Annotated in this window: 17 protein-coding genes and 3 pseudogenes; 19 read left to right on the top strand and 1 reads right to left on the bottom strand. The window is 51.2% G+C overall.

The features are described 5' to 3' along the window. Positions 1-15 precede the first annotated feature (15 nt). From E0E41_RS14655 to mobQ, 7 genes are all read left to right on the top strand, one after another. Positions 16-1,890, top strand: coding sequence for a recombinase family protein (locus tag E0E41_RS14655; protein WP_038286029.1), 1,875 nt, complete (start codon positions 16-18; stop codon positions 1,888-1,890). A gap of 78 nt (positions 1,891-1,968) precedes the next feature. Further along, a complete protein-coding gene (locus tag E0E41_RS14650; protein ID WP_002592869.1) occupies positions 1,969-2,160 on the top strand; it encodes a transposon-encoded TnpW family protein in 192 nt (63 codons plus the stop codon). Between the two features lie 134 nt (positions 2,161-2,294). Then, positions 2,295-2,597 carry a hypothetical protein gene (locus E0E41_RS14645; protein ID WP_130870519.1) on the top strand — a complete coding sequence of 101 codons (303 nt, stop codon included), beginning with the start codon at positions 2,295-2,297 and terminating at the stop codon, positions 2,595-2,597. An 84-nt stretch (positions 2,598-2,681) separates the two neighbouring features. Further along, positions 2,682-3,242: an RNA polymerase sigma factor gene (locus E0E41_RS14640; RefSeq protein ID WP_130870518.1), complete on the top strand. Its 561-nt coding sequence runs from the start codon at positions 2,682-2,684 to the stop codon at positions 3,240-3,242. Beyond that, the gene (locus E0E41_RS19020) at positions 3,239-4,123 is read left to right on the top strand and encodes a WD40/YVTN/BNR-like repeat-containing protein (protein WP_242623798.1); all 885 of its coding nucleotides are present in this window, start codon (positions 3,239-3,241) and stop codon (positions 4,121-4,123) included. The genes E0E41_RS14640 and E0E41_RS19020 overlap by 4 nt, the downstream gene beginning before the upstream one ends. A 111-nt stretch (positions 4,124-4,234) precedes the next feature. Further along, positions 4,235-4,531 carry a DUF3847 domain-containing protein gene (locus E0E41_RS14630; RefSeq protein ID WP_130870517.1) on the top strand — a complete coding sequence of 99 codons (297 nt, stop codon included), beginning with the start codon at positions 4,235-4,237 and terminating at the stop codon, positions 4,529-4,531. A 231-nt stretch (positions 4,532-4,762) separates the two neighbouring features. Continuing rightward, the gene (gene mobQ, locus E0E41_RS14625; RefSeq protein ID WP_130870516.1) at positions 4,763-6,271 is read left to right on the top strand and encodes a MobQ family relaxase; all 1,509 of its coding nucleotides are present in this window, start codon (positions 4,763-4,765) and stop codon (positions 6,269-6,271) included. 263 nt (positions 6,272-6,534) lie between these two features. On the opposite strand, the gene E0E41_RS14620 is transcribed toward mobQ, so the two are convergent. Then, on the bottom strand, positions 6,535-7,743 hold the full coding sequence (locus tag E0E41_RS14620) for an IS110 family transposase (RefSeq protein WP_130870873.1): 1,209 nt from the start codon (positions 7,741-7,743) through the stop codon (positions 6,535-6,537). Positions 7,744-8,030: 287 nt separating this feature from the next. Here E0E41_RS14620 and E0E41_RS14615 point away from each other — a divergent pair, with 287 nt between their 5' ends. The 12 genes and pseudogenes from E0E41_RS14615 to E0E41_RS14555 all read left to right on the top strand — a co-directional run bounded on the left by E0E41_RS14615 (position 8,031) and on the right by E0E41_RS14555 (position 19,364). Then, entirely contained in the window at positions 8,031-9,914 is a 1,884-nt protein-coding gene (locus tag E0E41_RS14615; RefSeq protein ID WP_130870515.1) for an AAA family ATPase, read from the top strand. Between the two features lie 85 nt (positions 9,915-9,999). Beyond that, positions 10,000-11,526 (top strand): annotated as a pseudogene (locus E0E41_RS14610) (VirD4-like conjugal transfer protein, CD1115 family); the annotation flags it as partial. Positions 11,527-11,584: 58 nt separating this feature from the next. Continuing rightward, on the top strand, positions 11,585-11,725 hold the full coding sequence (locus E0E41_RS14605) for a Maff2 family mobile element protein (RefSeq protein ID WP_130870513.1): 141 nt from the start codon (positions 11,585-11,587) through the stop codon (positions 11,723-11,725). Positions 11,726-11,953: 228 nt separating this feature from the next. After that, positions 11,954-12,481 (top strand): helix-turn-helix domain-containing protein, encoded by a 528-nt coding sequence (locus E0E41_RS14600; protein WP_130870512.1) that lies wholly within the window; start codon positions 11,954-11,956, stop codon positions 12,479-12,481. Positions 12,482-13,269: 788 nt separating this feature from the next. Beyond that, a pseudogene (locus E0E41_RS14590) lies at positions 13,270-14,514 on the top strand (VirB4-like conjugal transfer ATPase, CD1110 family); the annotation flags it as partial. Further along, positions 14,465-14,596: pseudogene (locus tag E0E41_RS14585) on the top strand (4Fe-4S dicluster domain-containing protein); the annotation flags it as partial. The pseudogenes E0E41_RS14590 and E0E41_RS14585, both read left to right, overlap by 50 nt. After that, on the top strand, positions 14,596-15,387 hold the full coding sequence (gene asrB / locus E0E41_RS14580; protein ID WP_207303256.1) for an anaerobic sulfite reductase subunit AsrB: 792 nt from the start codon (positions 14,596-14,598) through the stop codon (positions 15,385-15,387). The pseudogene E0E41_RS14585 and the gene asrB, both read left to right, overlap by 1 nt. Before the next feature lie 11 nt (positions 15,388-15,398). Further along, the gene (gene asrC, locus E0E41_RS14575; RefSeq protein WP_130870510.1) at positions 15,399-16,361 is read left to right on the top strand and encodes a sulfite reductase subunit C; all 963 of its coding nucleotides are present in this window, start codon (positions 15,399-15,401) and stop codon (positions 16,359-16,361) included. Position 16,362: 1 nt separating this feature from the next. Continuing rightward, the gene (locus E0E41_RS14570) at positions 16,363-16,833 is read left to right on the top strand and encodes a pyridoxamine 5'-phosphate oxidase family protein (RefSeq protein ID WP_130870509.1); all 471 of its coding nucleotides are present in this window, start codon (positions 16,363-16,365) and stop codon (positions 16,831-16,833) included. A gap of 114 nt (positions 16,834-16,947) precedes the next feature. Beyond that, the gene (locus tag E0E41_RS14565; protein WP_130870508.1) at positions 16,948-17,976 is read left to right on the top strand and encodes a YeiH family protein; all 1,029 of its coding nucleotides are present in this window, start codon (positions 16,948-16,950) and stop codon (positions 17,974-17,976) included. 69 nt (positions 17,977-18,045) lie between these two features. After that, positions 18,046-19,068, top strand: a complete 1,023-nt coding sequence (locus tag E0E41_RS14560) for a PAS domain-containing protein (protein ID WP_130870507.1) — start codon at positions 18,046-18,048, stop codon at positions 19,066-19,068. Positions 19,069-19,145: 77 nt separating this feature from the next. Further along, on the top strand, positions 19,146-19,364 hold the full coding sequence (locus tag E0E41_RS14555) for a DUF1858 domain-containing protein (RefSeq protein WP_242623797.1): 219 nt from the start codon (positions 19,146-19,148) through the stop codon (positions 19,362-19,364).

The raw sequence follows: 19,364 nt of genomic DNA, 5'->3' as shown, positions 1-19,364 counted from the left end.
TGTAAAGAACTCTACATGGACGCACAGGAGGATATGCACATGAATGATTACAACAAAATCACAGCCCTTTACTCCCGCCTTTCCGTAGGCGACGAGGACAGGGACGGCGGCGAAAGCAACTCCATACAGAACCAGAAGAAGTTTTTGGAAAGCTACGCCAGACAGCTAAAATTGACGAATATCCGGCACTACATTGACGACGATGAAAGCGGCAGATTTTTCGACCGCTCCGCCTACTCCCGCATGATAGAGGACGTAGAAAACGGTAAAATCGGCGTGTGTATTATGAAAGACATGACCCGCTGGGGGCGCGACTATCTCCAAGTCGGCAACGCTATGGAGATATTCAGACGGAACAATGTGCGCTTTATCGCGGTCAACAACGGGATAGACAGCGAGAAGCCCGACACATTGGAGTTTGCGCCCTTTATCAACATCATGTCGGAGTGGTACGCAAAGGACATCAGCAAGAAAGTAAAGACCGGCATTAAGACGAAGGGCATGAGTGGAAAGCCGATTGCCACCGAAGCTCTCTATGGCTATGTCAAATCCCCGGACAACAAGGATTTTTGGATAATCGACGAGGAAGCCGCCGGAGTTGTCCGTTTGATTTTTCGCCTGTTTCTGGACGGGAAAAACCGCAACCAAATCGCCGTATATCTGACGCAGGCGCAAATCCCAACGCCCACATTCTACATGAAAGAGCGCGGGCGGGGAACGTGCAAAAACAGGGCGCTCAATGAGGATAACCGTTACAAGTGGAACAAAGCCACTTTGACCCATATCCTTACACGGCAGGAGTATTGCGGCGATGTAGTCAACTTCAAGACTACAAAGCATTTCCGGGACAAGCGGAACCACTATGTAGACCGGAGCCAATGGCAGATAACCGAAAATGTGCATGAGCCGATTATTGACCGCGCCGACTTTGAAACCGCACAGCGGATTTTGGAAAACGCGCCCGTCAGACGCCCCAACGGGGACGGGGAAATCCACCCTTTGTCGGGCTTGCTTTTCTGTAAGGATTGCGGCGCAAAAATGCACATCCGCATAGATTACAGAAACGGCGGCAAGCGGCACGTTGCCTATTGCAGCGAGTACCACAAGGGAAAAGCCAAAAACCCCAAATGCCATTCCCCGCACATCATTGACGCGGACTTGCTCATGCAGACCGTCGCGGAAGTGCTGAAGAAAATCGAGGACTATTCTATCAGCAACCGGGCGGAGTTTGAAGCCTTAGTGAAAAAGAACCTTGCCATGCAGCAGACCGACCAGACCAAAAAGCAGCAGAAGCGTATCCCACAAATCACGACGCGCCTTGAACAGATCGACAAGGTGCTGAACAAGCTCTATGAGGACAACGCCCTCGGCACTATCCCGCAAGACCGCTACGAGCAAATGTCGCAGAAGTATTCAGAAGAATACTACGCATTGAAAACGGAGCTTTCCATACTCCAAGAGCAGCTATCCGCTTATGAGAACGCGGGAGGACGGGCGCAGAAGTTTTTGAAGCTGACGGAACGCCATGCCGCCTTTACTGACCTCACCCCCGCCATTCTCAACGAGTTTATCAGCAGGATTGAAGTGCATGAGCGCGACCAGAAAAGGGCGAGATACGCAATCCAGCACATCAGCATATATTTCAACTATATCGGCAGATTTGAGAACGAAGTAACGCAGCTTGCAGAGCCGACAGAGCAGGAAATCCGGCAAATGCGGGAAGAAATCGAAGAAGCCAAAAAGGAAAAGAGCCGCGCCTACCACCGGAAGTATTCAAGGGAGTACCGGGCGCGAAACCTTGAAAAGCAGCGGGAGTATGAGCGTATCAAGGCGCGGGAATACCGGGCAAGGAGAAAGGCGCAGACCGCCGCCGCACAGCCCGCACAGTAAAACAGAATAACCGACAACCAAGAGGGATTTTCCGGCTACGGGAAGTCCCTCTTTTGTGCCCGGAGAAAGGAGCTGCCTATGGCAGAACAGACCCCCGACAGTATCATCACGACGCAGAGAAACGGGCAGACTATTGTTGCGGAGTTATTTTTCAATCACAGCAGCACAGAAACATTCCGCGACAAGCTGCTCAAGACGATACTTGCCGACAGTTCGTGTTTATCTGCGTCTGACGGTCAAGAGCCGGAAAAATCGGAAATCTTGCGATAACAGCCGCCCCGACGATACATTCCACGTCCGGGCGGTTTTTATCGTCAAAAACGCCGTTTTCTCCAAGTCAAGAGCCGGAGAAAACACCCGAAAAATGCCCCTATTGCGTAACAGGGGCACAGAAAGGAGTTTGCATGAGAACAGGGCTTACCAAGCAGGAAAAGACCACCGATATTTGGTTTGACGAGAAAGACCCGCTTATCCATATCCGCACCCACAACACCGCCTTGAAGAAACGGCTGCTTGATTACAGCCGCCGCTACCCGGCGATCTGCCAGCAGACCGACGCAGACCCGGAAACGGGCTGCATGGAGTTTGACATTGAGAAAGGACGCTTCTCTTTCCGTCTGACCGCCCCATACAGCGAGGAACGCCGGAGAGCCGCCAGCGAAGCGGCGAAAGCTGCCGCGAGCAATCTCACGCGAAGTATGGTATAATTTTTTTGAAAAAGTTTTGGATTTGATGTAGTATTCGCCGCTAAAACCGTAGTATATAGGTGAAGCCGGAAAGGAGGCGGTGAGATGATAGACGATGAAAAAATCATAGAAATGTTCTTTGAACGGTCAGAGCAGGGCATACGGGAGCTGGACACTAAATACGGAAAAATCTGCCACAACCTCTCATACAACATTGTGAACAGCAGACAGGACGCGGAGGAATGTGTCAACGACGCTTACTTAGGCGCGTGGAACGCCATTCCCCCGACAAGGCCGAATCCGCTGTTGTCCTATATCGTGAAAATCGTTCGGAACATTTCACTCAAAATCTATTGGAGAAAGGAAGCAGCCAAACGAAGCGGTCACTACAAAATTGCCTTAGAGGAAATCGAGGGCTATATTGCAGACCAAAAAACCGTGGAAGATGAAATCGAGGCCAGAGAGTTAGCCCGTATCATCGAGGAATTTTTGGACACGCTGACCGTCGAAAACCGCGTCATTTTCATGCGCCGCTATTGGTTTGCCGACAGTTATAAAGACATAGCCGAGTTCGTAGGGCTTTCGGAGAAAAATATTTCCGTTCGGCTGACCCGTATGCGCGAGAAGATGAAGCAATACTTGATAGAAAGAGAGGTGTTCGTATGAATGTGAAGAAATTTTCCGACGCGATGAGCGAACTTGACACCAAATACATTGACGAAGCTCTCAACTATAAAAAGAGCGCAAAAAGACCCGGTTGGATTAAATGGGGGCTTACCGCTGCCTGTCTTATTTTAATAATAATCACCATAACAACCGCTGTGGCGGTGGCAATGGGGTATGATTTGGTTGGTTGGATACGAGCGGTACTAACCCAGCATGGCTATACCGCCGAACCGGCAGTGATTCAAGAGCAGATTGACGAGGGGCAGTGGGTCTATTTGAACGATGACAATATTGCGGTTATTTTACCGGAGTCGCCAACAAAAATTTTACTTAGCAGCGACAATGGAGAAACATGGAAAGAATCGGTGGTCGAGGGCAGTGACAAAATGGTGGCGTATGGAGAGCTGAGAGAAGGCGTGGTTCCGAATGGAGGATTTATTGGGTTTTGGGATGAGGGCGGCTATCTTGTGCTGACACTCCCAGCATCAATGGGGAATCAACCTATCCACATCTATCTAACGGTCGATGGCGGAGATACCTGGTCAGAAATCGGGAACCCTTACGATGCGGGGGAACACTACGACGTGGTAACCGGCGCGGGATTTTCCACCGCAGAAATCGGATTCATTAGCTATCGCTATTTTGAGGATGCTGGACCGGACATCTGGTGGACGTCCGACGGCGGAGACACATGGGAAGAACTGATGGTAACACTTCCAGAGGAATACTCAAGCGAAGAATATGTTTTTACCCCGCTATCGCCTACTTTTAATGGTTCAAGCGGTATCTACCCAATCGAGGCACTATCACTATCTGATGAGTCTACTGAGATGATTTACTTGTATAGTGATGACTATGGGATTACATGGTATTTCCATTAAATCTTAGTGTCGCTAATTTCTACACAGCCAGAAACACTCTAATGACGGAAGGGCAGCCGAGCAATCGACTGCCCTTATCCCATGCCGATGGACAGAAAGAAGTGACCAGCCATGACAAAACCGCGAGAGAAAACCCGCGAGGACTTGACCGCCGAAATTGAGGACGGGAAGAAGAAAATCCGGCAGCTTGAAAACCGGGAAAAGGTGTTGCGGCAAAAGTTGTCCCAAGAGGAACGCCGGACGCGCAGCCACCGGCTGATCGTCCGGGGCGCGGTCTTTGAGAGCATTGTGCCGGAAGCAAAGACCATGACCGACGAGGAAGCCGCCGCCTTTCTCCGGCTTGCCCTGACGAGTGAGGAAGCGCGGTCCTATCTGAAAAAACGCACCGAGGGCGGGAAAAGCGAATAATCCCTTTGGAACAAAGGGCGCACTTATACACCCTTGCGGGCGTGTGCGCTCTGCCGAGGGCTTATCTCCGCACAGGGAACTTTCCCCGCGCTCCGATATGGCGGCTTTGCCGCAACAAGGGGCTGCACCCCTTGCGCCGCTTACGCGGCTATCCCTGCACACCCACAAAAACAGTACACCCGCCGTTGGCGTCTGTACCATTTTTGCGGGTTTTGTTATCCTATCCGGGAGGTGATACCCATAGCCATTTACCATTGTAACATCAGCATTGTCAGCCGGGGCAAGGGCAAATCAGCCGTTGCCGCAGCCGCCTACCGAAGCGGCGAAAAGCTGACAAATGAGTGGGACGGAATGACCCACGACTACACCCGCAAAGGCGGTGTTGTCCATACAGAAATCATGCTGCCGCCCCACGCCCCGCCCTTTTTCTCTGACCGTTCAACCTTGTGGAACAGCGTGGAGCTTTACGAGAAAGCCGGGAACGCCCAGCTTGCCAGAGAGATTGACGCGGCACTCCCCATAGAGTTATCCAGAGAGGAACAGATCCGGCTTGTCCGGGAATACTGTTCCTCTCAATTTGTTTCCAGAGGAATGTGCGTCGATTATGCCATTCACGACACCGGCAAGGGAAATCCCCATTGTCATATCATGCTTACCATGCGCCCCCTTGACGAGCGTGGCACATGGGCGGCGAAGTCCAAAAAGGAATATGACCTTGATGAAAACGGCGAGCGTATTCGCTTGCCAAGCGGCAGATACAAGACCCACAAAGTTGACCTGACCGGCTGGAACGACAAGGGCAACGCCCTCTTGTGGCGCAAGGCATGGGCTGACATCACCAACAGCTTTTTGGAGAGAAACGGAAGCCCGCAGCGTATCGACCACCGCAGCAACGCCGAGCGCGGCATTGACGAGATACCCACCGTTCACATGGGCGTGGCGGCTTGCCAGATGGAGAAGAAAGGTATTGCCACCGAGAAAGGTGAACTGAACCGAAATATCCAAAAGGCAAACCGCCTTATCCGGGAAATCCGGGCGCAGGTTGGGAAGCTCAGAGAATGGATTGCCGACCTGTTCAAAGCGCGGGAAACCGCCCCGGAGCAGCCGCAACAATCCCCCGGCCTTGCAAATCTGCTGATGAAGTATTTGAGCGTTCAGAGAGAAAAGAGCCGGAAGTATTCGCAGAGTTGGCAAAGGCAGCACGCAGCCGACGAACTGAAAACCGTAGCGGCGGCGGTCAACCATCTTTCCGAGCATGGTATCTCTACCCTTGACGAGCTGGACGCAGCCCTTTCCTCTGTCAGCGAACAGGCCGACGCTATCCGGGCGGGAATGAAAACCGCCGAGCAGCGCATGAAAGAACTGCAAAAGCTCATTGAGTACGGCAGGAATTATCAGACCTACAAGCCCGTACAGGACGAGTACCGGCAAATCCGCTGGAAAGGAAAACAGGAGAAGTTTGCGGAAGCCCGCCGCGCCGAGCTTACCCTTTGGAACGCGGCAAACCGCTATCTCCATGCTCATTTGCCGGAGGGCGTGAAAACCCTGCCGATCTCCGCATGGGAGAAAGAATATGCCGCCCTTAAAGCACACAGGGAAACAGAATATACCAAGCTGAAAGGCACCCGCAGCGACCTTTCCGAACTTCAAAATATCCGCAGGTGTGTGGATATTGCGCTCCGCGCCGACCAGCCGGAACAGACGCAGACCCGCACCAAGCGGCACGACATAGACCGATGAAAGACCTGCTAACAAAAGTCAAGTAAAACTTTCAAAGGAAACGAGCAAAGGAAAAGGGTGCACCAAATTAAACCGCTGTGCATTTCAAAAAATGGCGGTCAGCCAGACAGTATAGAGCTGGGAAATCATCCATGCTCCNAGACCTGCTAACAAAAGTCAAGTAAAACTTTCAAAGGAAACGAGCAAAGGAAAAGGGTGCACCAAATTAAACCGCTGTGCATTTCAAAAAATGGCGGTCAGCCAGACAGTATAGAGCTGGGAAATCAGCCATGCTCCAGAGAATCCAGGTAGGCTTTCACAGAAGCGTAGTAGATGCGCAGGAACTTGTTGGCGGAGGCCATCATGTAGACACGGTAGGGCTTACCTTCAGAGCGTTTCTTGTTCATGAACTGGTAGACCGGCTCATCCATTGGAGCGCATTGCAGGAGGACCCCCATCACCAGAAAGAGCGTCCTTCGCAGTGAGGCAGATCCTCTCTTGGAAATGTTACGGCTACGGACATCCACTTGTCCAGATTGGTAAGGTGGGGCGTCAATGCCTGCAAAGGCCACCAGCGCTTTCTTGGAATGAAAACGGCGTACATCGCCAATTTCAGCTATGAGTTGGGGGCCGAGGGTTGGGCCAACACCAAACATCTCCATCACCACAGGATACTCCGGTAGAGAAACGGCCAGGGACTGCATCTCCTGCTTGAGAGCAGCTAACGCGGCGGAAGTTGCCCGGAGTTGGGAAACAGCCTGTTCTACCAAAAGTTTTGTCGTATCCGTTTTCGGCATGACACCGAAGTGTCCACATGCAGAGGCGTATATGTCCAGTGCCTTATCCTCGCTAAAATTGTAGCCGTGCTTTCTGCACCACTTCTGGTATTGGGTGGTAAAGGCCTTTTTAGACAAACCACAGACACACTCACAATGCCAAAAAGCGGCTACAAAATCCACCCACTTCTCGCTGCCATCGGCGCGGGGTGGACTGGTAAACAGGCGGTTTGCATCAGGGAAAGCGGTGTCCAGCAGGGAGATTAGGTTGTTCTTCAGCATGGTCCGTACTTTGGAATACTGCTGGTACTGCCGGTAGCAGGTCTTCAGCATGAGCCGGGTGTCCTCCTCCGGGACATATTTCGGTAGTGTGAGCCAGTGGTCAAGGCCGTAGTTGGCCAGTTTCACGGCGTCCTTCTTGTCAGTCTTGCCTCGTCTTAAACTGTTGTTCCCATAGTCATGCACCAGCATTGCATTGACTACGGAGACATAAAGTCCCGCGTCGTGGAGCAGCCAGGCCACCGGCGCGTGGTAATTACCCGTGGATTCCATCACCACACGGGTCTCACCGTCCAAACTTTTGAGCAGCCCTGCCAGTTCGTTCAGTTCATTGGCGGTGTGTCGCACTTCAAAGGGTGAAACCACCACCTCACCGAAGGGGCGCATGACGGCGATCATGCTTTTCCCTTTGGAAACATCGATGCCAACGCTGTTCATCCACATTCCTCCAATACTAAAGAATCTGCAACCGGAATCCATCTTTTCTCGTTGCCGATTCAATCTATTGGGTGACGCGAACTCCCCGGCATCCGGTGGCTCAACCTGCTGAAATCGAACGCTACAACAAGAGGATGGCTGACAGTCTTTCGTACGGACTTACAAGCCCAAGGAGTGAGTGGTCAGCCAGTTGCTCCTCTTATTGTAGCTTAGGCACGAGATGGAGGGAAAGCCGGACTGGCTGCCCGGCTTTCCTGTCCAAATTTATTGTAATAGGAGTGAGTTTTTTGTACTACACCCAAGAACAGATAGACCGGGCGAACCAAGCCGACCTTGTCTTGTTCCTGCAATCGCAGGGGGAACCGCTGGAACGCGCCGGACAGGAATACCGCTGGAAACGCCACGACAGCTTGACCGTTCGGGGCAACAAGTGGTATCGCCACAGCCAGAGCAAGGGCGGCGGCCCCGTTGATTTTGTCATGGAGTTTTTCGGCAGGAGCTTTACCGAAGCCGTTGAACTTCTTACAGGAGAAAAGGGAGCCGCGCCCCCGCAGGACTCCCCTCAATTCCGATTGCCGCCCCGCAGCCCCGACAACCGAACAGCGAGAAACTACCTCACAGCCGCCCGCCGCATTGATGAAGATGTGGCGGGCTTTTTCTTTGCCAGCGGCGATATTTACGAGGACGCAGCCCACCACAACGCCGTATTTGTGGGGCGGGACGAGGACGGAATACCGCGCTATGCCCACAGCAAGGGAACGGCGGGAAACTTCCGGCTTGATGTGAAAGGCAGCGACAAAGCCTTTAACTTCTGCTACCGGGGCGAGGGCGAAAGATTGTTTGTCTTTGAAGCCCCCGTTGACCTGCTCTCTTTCCTCTGCCTGTTCAAAAAAGAATGGCAGAAGCAAAGCTACCTGTCATTGGGCGGCGTGGGAGAAAAAGCCCTGCTCCGCTTTCTCTCTGACCGTCCGAACATCAAGACCGTTTATCTCTGCCTTGACAGCGACGAAGCCGGAAACGACGCTTGCAGCCGCCTTGTGAAGCTCATGCCGGAGGGCTACACCGTCCACCGGCTTATCCCTCTTTTCAAGGATTGGAACGAGGTGTTACAGCACCGGGCAGAAATCACAGACGGGAAGTTTTTGCGGGAAGCGGTCTACGGCTTGAAAGAGCCGCCGCAGGAAGAAACCGTTGAGATTATCCGCATGAGCGAGGTGGACACACAGACCGTCGAATGGCTATGGGAGCCGTATATCCCCTTTGGGAAAGTAACCATTGTGCAGGGCAACCCCGGCGAGGGCAAGACCACCTTTGCCCTACGCCTTGCCGCCGCTTGTACCACCGGGGGAACGCTGCCGGGAATGAAGCCCCTGCCGCCATTCCAAGTGATTTACCAGACCGCCGAGGACGGGCTGGGCGATACCGTCAAGCCCCGCTTGATAGAAGCCGAAGCCGACCTTGACCGCGTGCTTGTGATTGATGAAGCCAAGCGGGAGCTTACCCTCTCCGACGAGCGCATAGAAAAGGCAATCACGCAGAACGGGGCGCGGTTGATTATCCTTGACCCAATACAGGCGTACATGGGCGAAAAGACCGACATGAACCGGGCAAACGAAGTGCGCCCCATGTTCCGCCGTCTTGCCGATGTTGCCGAGCGTACCGGGTGCGCCGTTATCCTTATCGGACACTTGAACAAAGCTGCCGGAGGGCAGAGCGCATACCGGGGCTTAGGTTCTATCGACTTCCGCGCCGCAGCAAGGAGCGTCCTGCTGATCGGGCGCGTGAAGCGGGAGCCGAATGTGCGTGTTATCGTCCATGACAAATCTTCCCTGGCGCCGGAGGGCAAGCCCGTTGCCTTTTGCCTTGACCCGGAAACAGGCTTTTCATGGATAGGCGAATACGACATAACCGCCGACGAGCTGCTATCCGGCGCGGGCGGCAACACCGCCACCAAGACCGAACAGGCGGAACGGCTGATACTTGACCTGCTTGCAGACGGGAAAGAGCTTGCCAGCGAGGACCTTGTAAAGGCCGCAGCCGAAGCCGGAATATCCGAGAGGACGGTACAGAACGCCAAGCGCAACATGGGCGGTGTTTTGGGCGCAAGGCGCGTCGGCGGTCAATGGTATAACTTCATCAAGAAGAAGCAGCCACCCGAACCCGCAAGCTGAAAGTGCAAAACGCAGACCCTTTGCACTTTGCACTTTCGCACTTTCACAAGAATTTGCGTCAATAACTCAAAAAAGCACTTGACAAAACGCTTCATGGGGCGGCCCCAAGGATATAGCCCCCTATATCGACCCCAATTTTGACAACAACATTCTGCTGACACAGACGGAACGGCTGACGATGAACAACAGGCCGAAAGACCCCAAAACCGCACGAAACAAGAATGTCCTTGTAATCGGCGGTTCCGGCTCCGGCAAGACCCGGTTCTTCGTGAAGCCAAACCTGATGCAATGTGTGTCCAAGGACTATCCAACCTCATTTGTGATAACCGATCCCAAGGGCAGCTTGATCGGTGAAGTGGGCCAGCTCCTTATCCGCAGCGGCTACCGCGTGAAAGTGCTGAACACCATCAATTTTTCCAAGAGCATGAAATACAACCCTTTTCGGTATCTGCACTCGGAAAAAGACGTGTTGAAACTGGTAAATACCCTGATTTGCAACACTAAAGGTGAGGGCGAAAAATCCGCCGAAGATTTTTGGGTGAAATCGGAACGGCTGTTCTACACGGCCCTGATCGGCTATATCTGGCAGGAAGCGCCGGAGGAAGAAATGAACTTCACGACGCTGCTTGAAATGATAAATGCCAGCGAAGCCCGCGAGGACGACCCGGAATTTCAATCGCCGGTGGATTTGATGTTTGAGCGATTGGAGGAACGCGATCCAGACCACTTTGCCGTCCGCCAGTATAAAAAATTCCTGCTTTCGGCGGGCAAGACCCGTTCCTCTATCCTTATCAGCGCGGGCGCGAGAATGGCCCCTTTTGACATCCGCGAGGTGCGGGAGCTGATGGAGGACGACGAACTGGAACTTGACACCATCGGGGACGAGAAAACGGCGCTGTTCCTGATTATGTCGGACACGGACACCACCTTTAATTTCATTCTGGCAATGGTACAGAGCCAGCTTATCAACCTGCTTTGTGACCGGGCCGATGATAAATACGGCGGGCGGCTGCCGGTTCATGTAAGGATGATTCTGGACGAGTTTGCGAACATCGGCCAGATACCCAACTTTGACAAGCTGATCGCCACCATCCGAAGCCGGGAAATCTCGGCTTCTATTATTTTGCAAAGCCAGTCACAGTTAAAGGCCATCTACAAGGACGCTGCGGAAATCATTTCCGACAACTGCGACTGTACGCTTTTCCTTAGTGGGCGGGGCAAGAACGCCAAGGAAATCTCTGACGTGCTGGGCAAAGAAACCATCGACAGCTACAACCAGAGCGAAAACCGGGGCGCACAGACCTCTCACGGATTGAATTATCAGAAGTTAGGAAAGGAGTTGATGTCACAGGACGAGATCGCAACGATGGACGGAGGCAAGTGTATTTTGCAGGTGCGCGGTGTAAGGCCGTTTTTCAGTGAGAAATACGACATTACCCGTCACCCCCGCTATAAATACCTTTCCGACGCCGACAAGAAGAACTATTTTGACGTGGACAGGTACTTGACCGCCCTGCGCCGGAAACGGCAGCGGGTGGTGTCGCAGGAGGAAACCTTTGACCTCTACGACATAGACCTGTCGGATGAAGATATGGCCGCCGTGAACGAATGACCGGCGGCTTTCCCTTATCAACCAATCATATCAAACTGAAATTTATGGAGGTAAATTTATGGAATTTTTCAATAGTGCGGTTACTACTTTGCAGACTATCGTTGTGGGCCTCGGCGGTGCGCTGTGCGTTTGGGGCGGCATCAACCTTCTGGAAGGTTACGGTCAGGATAACCCGGCCAGCAATGCTCATGTGCCGTAAAGTAACACAATATCAAAAGACAATCAGCCCACACTATTCTGTAATATGTAGGCAATAAGAGAAATTAATCATAGTTACCGAAAATGTAAAAACCTTACTACCATTTGTTCTGTATTTCTCAAATACTTGCAGTATGTCCTATCGTTTTCTCGTGATTTCTTAAATACTCGCTCTATGTCCTATCATTTTGAGCATAAAAATGATAAACTTTCAAGTGGAGGTGAGCCAATGGATCAAATTAAAATTGGAAAATTCATTTCGGAACTTCGCAAAGAAAAGGGTATGACACAGGAACAGTTAGCTGTAAAACTCGGCGTAACACAAAAAAGTGTTTCTCGTTGGGAAACCGGAAAAAACATGCCAGACTTGTCGCTTTTACAATTATTGTCAGCAGAACTAGGCATATCTGTTTCAGAACTTCTTGACGGCGAGAAAATCAGCACTGTTGAAAATAAGAACGTCGATGAAGCAATCAACCAAATTATTGACTATTCGATTAAATTGAAGCGCCATCGGATTTTTAGCTCAAGAGATGTTGATTTTATCACAGGTGTCATTGTAACACTCATTATTGTATTGTTGGTAATAGGCAGTTTTATAAGTGTGCAAACTGTTCCAATGATGATTTTCGGGTTATTCGGAATAATTGTAATTTTTCGACTGATTTTTGGAAGATGTCCAGCTTGCGGAAAGCTACTTCCATTTGCGACAAGAAAGTTAAAGTCATGCCCTTTTTGCGGTGTCAAGTACAGGTAATTAATAAAAGGAGCGTTCTATGGGATTTATAAGTTTATTAGCTTTAGTCGTAGTAGCATTATTGGTTATCATGCTTAAATTTGTGATTGATGGAGTGCGTGAAAAGAACTGGAAGAAATCAATCATTTCAGTAATAGTGTTCTTAGCAGTTATCCTCTTGCTATACTTTGGACTAATTTGCTTTATTACATCTATGTAACATATCGTTTATGAGTAGCAAAGCCAGTCGAGCCAGTCAACGGTCAAGATGAACGGCGCATACTGCGCCGCCGTTGACAGCCCCGCCCGCCTTTGCTGGTAGGCAGACATGGGGCGACAGCAAGGGGTGCTGCCGCCCCACGCTATTATTCAGAGAGGGGGAATTTCCATGACCGAGATTGAAGCCTATCAAGAGTATATCCGGTGCACGCACAACGCCTTTTGTAAAGCCGTCATTCGCTATGCCGCCATCGGGAAAATCATACGGCTGCGGCAGAAATGGGAACGGGAAATTTCCCTTGACTATCTGACGAATGAGAAGTTTGTCCAGTTTGCCGAGCCGGAGCCGGAGCCGGACGAGGAATACCCCTTTACCGTCTGCGGCCAGACCGTCCTATTGAGCAACGCCGCCCTTGCCGACGCGATCTCTGTTTTACCGGAGCAGACACAGGAAGAAATCCTGCGCTATTACTTTCTGCGCCAGCCGCAGCGCGTAATCGGGGCGTGTATTGGCCGGTCACGCAGCACAGCGGGGCGGCATATCCAGCTTGCCTTGCAGCGGCTACGCGAAGAAATGGGGGTGAGCCAGTATGAGCAGCCTGCCGCTGGGGGCCAACCACATCAAGATCGAGCGTTCTTTGACGACTTCCAGCGTGGCCGTGTTCGTGCCTTTCGTGACACAGGAGCTTTTCATGGGCGGCGACGCCATGTATTACGGCGTCAATGCCAAGACCGGCAACATGATTATGCTGGATAGAAAACGGGCGCGGTGTCCCAACGGCTTGAAGCTGGGTACTCCCGGTTCCGGCAAGTCCATGAGCTGCAAATCCGAGATCGTCAGTGTGTTCCTCTGTACCCCGGACGATGTATATATCTGCGATCCAGAGGCGGAATATTATCCCCTTGTGAAGCGGCTCCACGGCCAAGTGGTGAAACTGTCGCCTACCAGCAAATCCTATGTGAACCCGCTGGACATCAACCTGAATTACAGCGAGGACGAAAATCCGTTGGCGCTGAAATCCGACTTTGTGCTGTCGTTCTGTGAGCTTGTCATGGGCGGCAAGAACGGGCTGGAAGCCATCGAAAAGACGGTTATTGACCGTGCCGTGCAGGTGATCTACCGGCCTTATCTGGCAGACCCCCGCCCGGAGAATATGCCGATCCTGTCCGACCTGCATCAAGCCCTGTTAGACCAGCATATCCCGGAGGCTGACCGTGTGGCGCAGGCCCTTGACCTGTATGTAAACGGCAGCCTGAACGTCTTTAACCACCGCACCAATGTCAACATCGAGAACCGCATTGTGGCCTTTGACATCAAGGAGCTGGGAAAACAACTCAAAAAGCTCGGTATGCTCATTGTCCAAGACCAGATTTGGGGCCGCGTGACCCAAAACCGCAGCCAAGGCAAGGCGACGTGGTACTTCTGCGACGAGTTCCATTTGCTTCTGCGAGAGGAACAGACGGCAGCTTTCTCCTGCGAGATTTGGAAGCGGTTCAGAAAATGGGGCGGCATCCCGACCGGGGCCACCCAGAACGTCAAAGACCTGCTTTCTTCCCCGGAGATCGAAAACATTCTGGAAAACAGCGACTTCATTTGCCTGCTCAATCAGGCGTCCGGCGACCGGCGCATCCTTGCGGAGCGATTGAACATTTCCCCGCAGCAATTACGGTATGTGGACAATTCCGAACCCGGCGAGGGGCTTTTGATCTATGAAAATGTGATCCTGCCGTTCCGCAACCCCATCCCGCAGCGCAGCCAGCTCTACAAGATTATGACGACCCGGTTACAAGCAGCGCAACGGCTATCACATGTGTGTGGGCTGTGGCCGGTGTGATGATATCTGCCCAGAGTACATTTCGTTCTCTGGCTGCATCAACAAATTGGACAACGCTATGGCGGAGGTGACTGAGCAATGATGAAAAATGATTATATTCCTTTTCCCTCTAAGATTTTGGAGGTCATCCGACACACGGAGATTGAGTATACTTTCCGGATGGAATTTCATGGAGAAGTGAAGCCGGGACAGTTTTTTGAAGTTTCCATTCCCAAGTACGGTGAGGCTCCCATCTCGGTCAGCGGCATTGGGGAAAACTTCGTAGATCTAACCATCCGTCGGGTGGGCAAGGTCACGGGTGAAGTCTTTGAGCGCTATGTGGGCGATACCCTTCTGCTGCGAGGTCCGTATGGAAACGGGTTCGATGTATCCGACTATGTGGGCAAGGACATCATTGTCATGGCCGGTGGCACCGGCTTGTCACCAGTCCGTGGTGTAGTGGATCATTTTTCTAAGTACCCTGAGCAGCGAGGTCATATGACCCTGATCGCAGGCTTTAAAACACCCCATGATATTCTTTTCCGCGATGATCTGAAGCGTTGGGAAAAGAACATGGACGTCATCCTTACGGTAGACTGTGCAGAAGAAGATGTAGCCTGCCATGTAGGACTGGTCACCCAGTACATCCCTCAGATTCAACTGGGCGACGTGCAGAATACCGTTGCTGTCGTAGTCGGTCCTCCCGCCATGATGCGTTTCTCTGTGCAGGGGCTTTTGGGCATCGGTCTGCCGGAGGAAAATATCTGGATTTCTCAGGAGCGTAAGATGTGCTGCGGCCTGGGAAAATGCGGACACTGTAAGATTGGCGATACGTATGTCTGCCTGGATGGTCCGGTGTTCAACTATACCAAGGGAGAGTTCCTGGTGGATTAAGGAGGGGTACCATGGATATCAACACAAAAGCACTGAAAAAGAATGCATTCCGCGTCACCAAGGAGCGCGGTATAACCGCCTCCCGCATCCGTGTCCCCGGCGGACATCTGGACGCCAAATATCTCGGGGAGATCCAGAAAATTGCGGAAACCTACGGAAATGGTACGGTTCACATCACCTCCCGTCAGGGCTTTGAGATCCCCGGTATTCCCTTTGAAAAAATGTCGGAGGTCAATGCTGCTCTTCAGAGCCTGATTGACGGGCTGGAGATCAATCAAGAGGAGGCAGGTCATGGCTATCCCGCCTCGGGTACTCGAAATATCACCGCCTGCGTGGGCAACCGTGTCTGTCCCTACGCTTGCTATGATACCACCGCCTTTGCCCAGCGCATTGAGAAAGCGGTGTTCCCCAATGACCTGCATTTTAAGATCGCTCTGACCGGCTGTCCCAACGACTGTGCCAAGGTGCGGATGCATGACTTTGGAATTATGGGTATGACAGTACCTCAGTTTGAACCCGACCGCTGTGTCAGCTGTGGGGCTTGTGTGAAAGCCTGTAAAAAGAAGTCCGTAGAAGCTCTGACACCGGTAAACTTCCGTCCCCAGCGAGACGCACGGCGCTGCATCGGTTGCGGTGAGTGTGTGCTGGCCTGTCCCAATGCCGCCTGGACACGCAGTGACAAAAAGTATTACCGACTCACCCTGCTGGGCAGAACCGGTAAGAAGAATCCCCGTCTGGGCGAGGATTTTATCAAGTGGGTGGACGAGGACAGCATTATCAAGATCATTCTCAACACCTACGACTATGTGAAGGAGTACATTGACCCCAACGCTCCCGGCGGAAAAGAACATATTGGCTATATCGTAGACCGCACTGGCTTTGAGGAGTTCAAGCGGTGGGCCTTGCGGGACGTCACCCTGCCGGATATCGCAGAGGTCATGACACCCGTGTACTGGAAGGGCGTGAAGTATTGATATGCGCCGGAAAGATAGAGAAATTGCAGGCGAAGAGATTGAAATGATTCTCCAAAAGGGAGAATACGGAATTCTATCCACGGTTGGACCGGATGGAAAGCCGTATGCAGTCCCGCTCAGTTATGCCTGGAAGGACGGGCTGATTCATCTGCACTGTGCTGCAAATGTGGGAAAGAAGCTCGAGAACATTTCCTCCTGCTCGGATGTTTGTTTTGTGGTTGTGGGTGATACCATGGTGCAGCCTGAAAAATTTGGTACCTTGTATGAGAGTGTCATTCTGACCGGTCAAATGATGCCGTCGAAGGACAAGAAAGCCAGCCTGGTTGCGTTGCTTGAAAAGTACAGCAAAGATTTTCTGGAAAAAGGGATGCAGTATATCCAAGCGGCATGGGACAAGACCGGTGTATATGTAATCTGTCCGGAGTGTGTGACAGGAAAAGCAAAACGAAGTCCAGTTCACACGAAACTGTAAGTTTGGGCAGATGAAAGCCCATTACTGCACCATAGAATTCTTTTAAGCGCTATTTACAAATACTCTGTCAGTGCCAGCAGTAATACGCCGGTGCTGATAAAGGGGGGTACTATTTTGACACGGATCAGAAATATTTGGAAGGGATTTGCTCTGTGTTTGGCAATATCCATTCCTTGTTGGTTTTTAGGGAATCTATTTCCCATTGTGGGAGGACCGGTTTTTAGTATTCTGTCAGGAATGCTGATTACGCTGTTCTTGAAGGATAAATCCAGCTTACAGCCGGGCATTACATTTACATCCAAAAAAATACTGCAATACGCCGTGGTACTTTTAGGATTTGGACTGAATCTGTCTGTTGTTTTGGAGACGGGCAAACAATCACTGCCCATCATTCTGAGCACAATCAGCACATCTCTGATTATTGCATTCGTGCTGCATAAGCTGCTTTGTGTTCCAGGCAAGACTGCAACCTTGGTCGGCGTAGGCTCTTCCATTTGTGGCGGCTCCGCAATTGCCGCCACTGCGCCGGTAATCGACGCAAATGATGAAGAGGTTGCACAATCCATCTCGGTAATCTTTTTCTTCAATATGCTCGCTGCACTATTCTTTCCCACATTGGGTGCGCTGTTAGGCTTTTCCACAACAAGCGGAGAAGCATTTGGTATCTTTGCGGGAACTGCGGTCAATGATACTTCTTCTGTGACTGCCGCTGCATCCACGTGGGATTCCCTGTATGGGCTTGGCTCTGCTACGCTGGACAAAGCCGTAACGGTAAAGTTGACCCGCACATTGGCAATCATCCCCATTACGCTGGTATTGGCCTTTGTGCGCGCCCGTAAGTCAGAATCCAACGACAGCCAGGTGAAACTATCTGCTGTTTTCCCAATGTTCATTCTGTACTTTGTCATTGCGTCCATTATTACAACGCTTGCTTCGTCCTTTGGTGTTCCGGTAGAATTTTTTGCTCCGCTGAAATCTTTGAGCAAATTCTTTATCATTCTTGCGATGAGCGCCGTTGGGCTGAACACAAATATCGTAAAGCTCGTAAAAACGGGCTCGAAGCCGTTGGCGCTGGGCTTCTGCTGCTGGATCGGTATTACCACAGTTACACTTTCTTTGCAGCACATCTTGGGAATTTGGTAAAACTAATCGCAGAGAGATTCTTCTGGTTATATTTGTATTGATTCAAATAAGCACTTATCCAGTATCGTCATGGGGGTGATTCCAATATCTCAACAAATTGATGCTTCAAAAGCGGTTCACGATGCGTCCCTGCAAAAACGAGCACAGGAAGAATTAGCCAAAAGGGATTTGTTTCCTAAACGGGACTATTCAGATAAAGCCGCTCGCGCTGCTGCTCTGGCAGAAGTACCGGGGCATCCGCTTTACACCTTCAAGAAAGAAAATGACGCCTTTTCCGCTCTACTGACGCAGTTCAGCGAAACGAGAACAGACGATCTTTTGGAGCGGATTCGTGAGGTTTCCATCCACTATGCCAAAAAAGGTGATCTTCTTTACCCGCACCTAAAGGTTAAATACGGGATTGCCGGTCCTTCTGATGTGATGTGGACGACCGATGATGAGATCCGAGACGAACTTGCTGACCTTGTATCAGTGGCTGACCGCGACACCAGCTGGAACAGCCGCCTGGATACTGTACTGAAACGCGCTGCGGGGATGATTTATCAGGAACAAAATATTTTGTTTCCAATTTGTGCGGTAAACTTCACAGAAGATGAGTGGTTTGGAATCTATTATGATTCCAAGGATTATGCCACCTGTTTCGGTGTGGACAACGAGGTGTGGAAAGCAGCTGAGGAAAATATTCGTGAACGGGCAGTTTCTCTGAGCAATGAAATCGTCATGCCTGGAGGCCACATGACTCTGGAGCAGCTGACGGCACTGCTCAATACCATTCCGATAGAAATTAGTTTTATTGATGCGGAGAATATCAACAGGTTTTTTAACGAGGGGCCAAAAGTATTCAAACGTCCCAGTATGGCGATTGACCGTGAGGTTTTTTCTTGTCATCCGCCTAAAATTGAACCTATGGTGCGCTCCATTATTGATGATTTCCGCGTTGGAAAACGGGATAAAGTTGCTGTCTGGATGGACAAAGGAAATCGAACCATGCTTGTTACCTATCTGGCCGTGAGAGATTATGATAAAAATTATCTCGGAACGGTTGAATTGGTGCAGGACATGGAGTTCGCAAAAGAGCATTTTCAAAAATAGTATCCGAGTGTTTCGATAGTATATCTATTTGCAAACGCGCTTAAACTTCAAATCCAACACGAAAGAGAGAAGATTTTATGATGGACCAGATCTATGTTAATGAGAAAACCCTGATCGGTGAAATTGTAACACAATATCCTGAAACCATCGAGGTTTTAATGGAGGCTGGTATGCACTGTTTGGGTTGTCCCGCATCCCAGGCAGAATCTTTGGCGGATGCCTGTGCCGTTCATGGGCTGAATCCTGCGCCGATTATCAATGCGTTGAATGAAAAGATTGCCCAGAGTGGTAAGTGA

This window comes from Intestinimonas massiliensis (ex Afouda et al. 2020) (genome assembly GCF_900626285.1).
GTDB lineage: Bacteria > Bacillota > Clostridia > Oscillospirales > Oscillospiraceae > Flavonifractor > Flavonifractor massiliensis_A.
The sequence above is the reverse complement of the archived record's forward strand: the minus strand, read 5'-3'. Positions and strand labels throughout refer to the sequence as shown.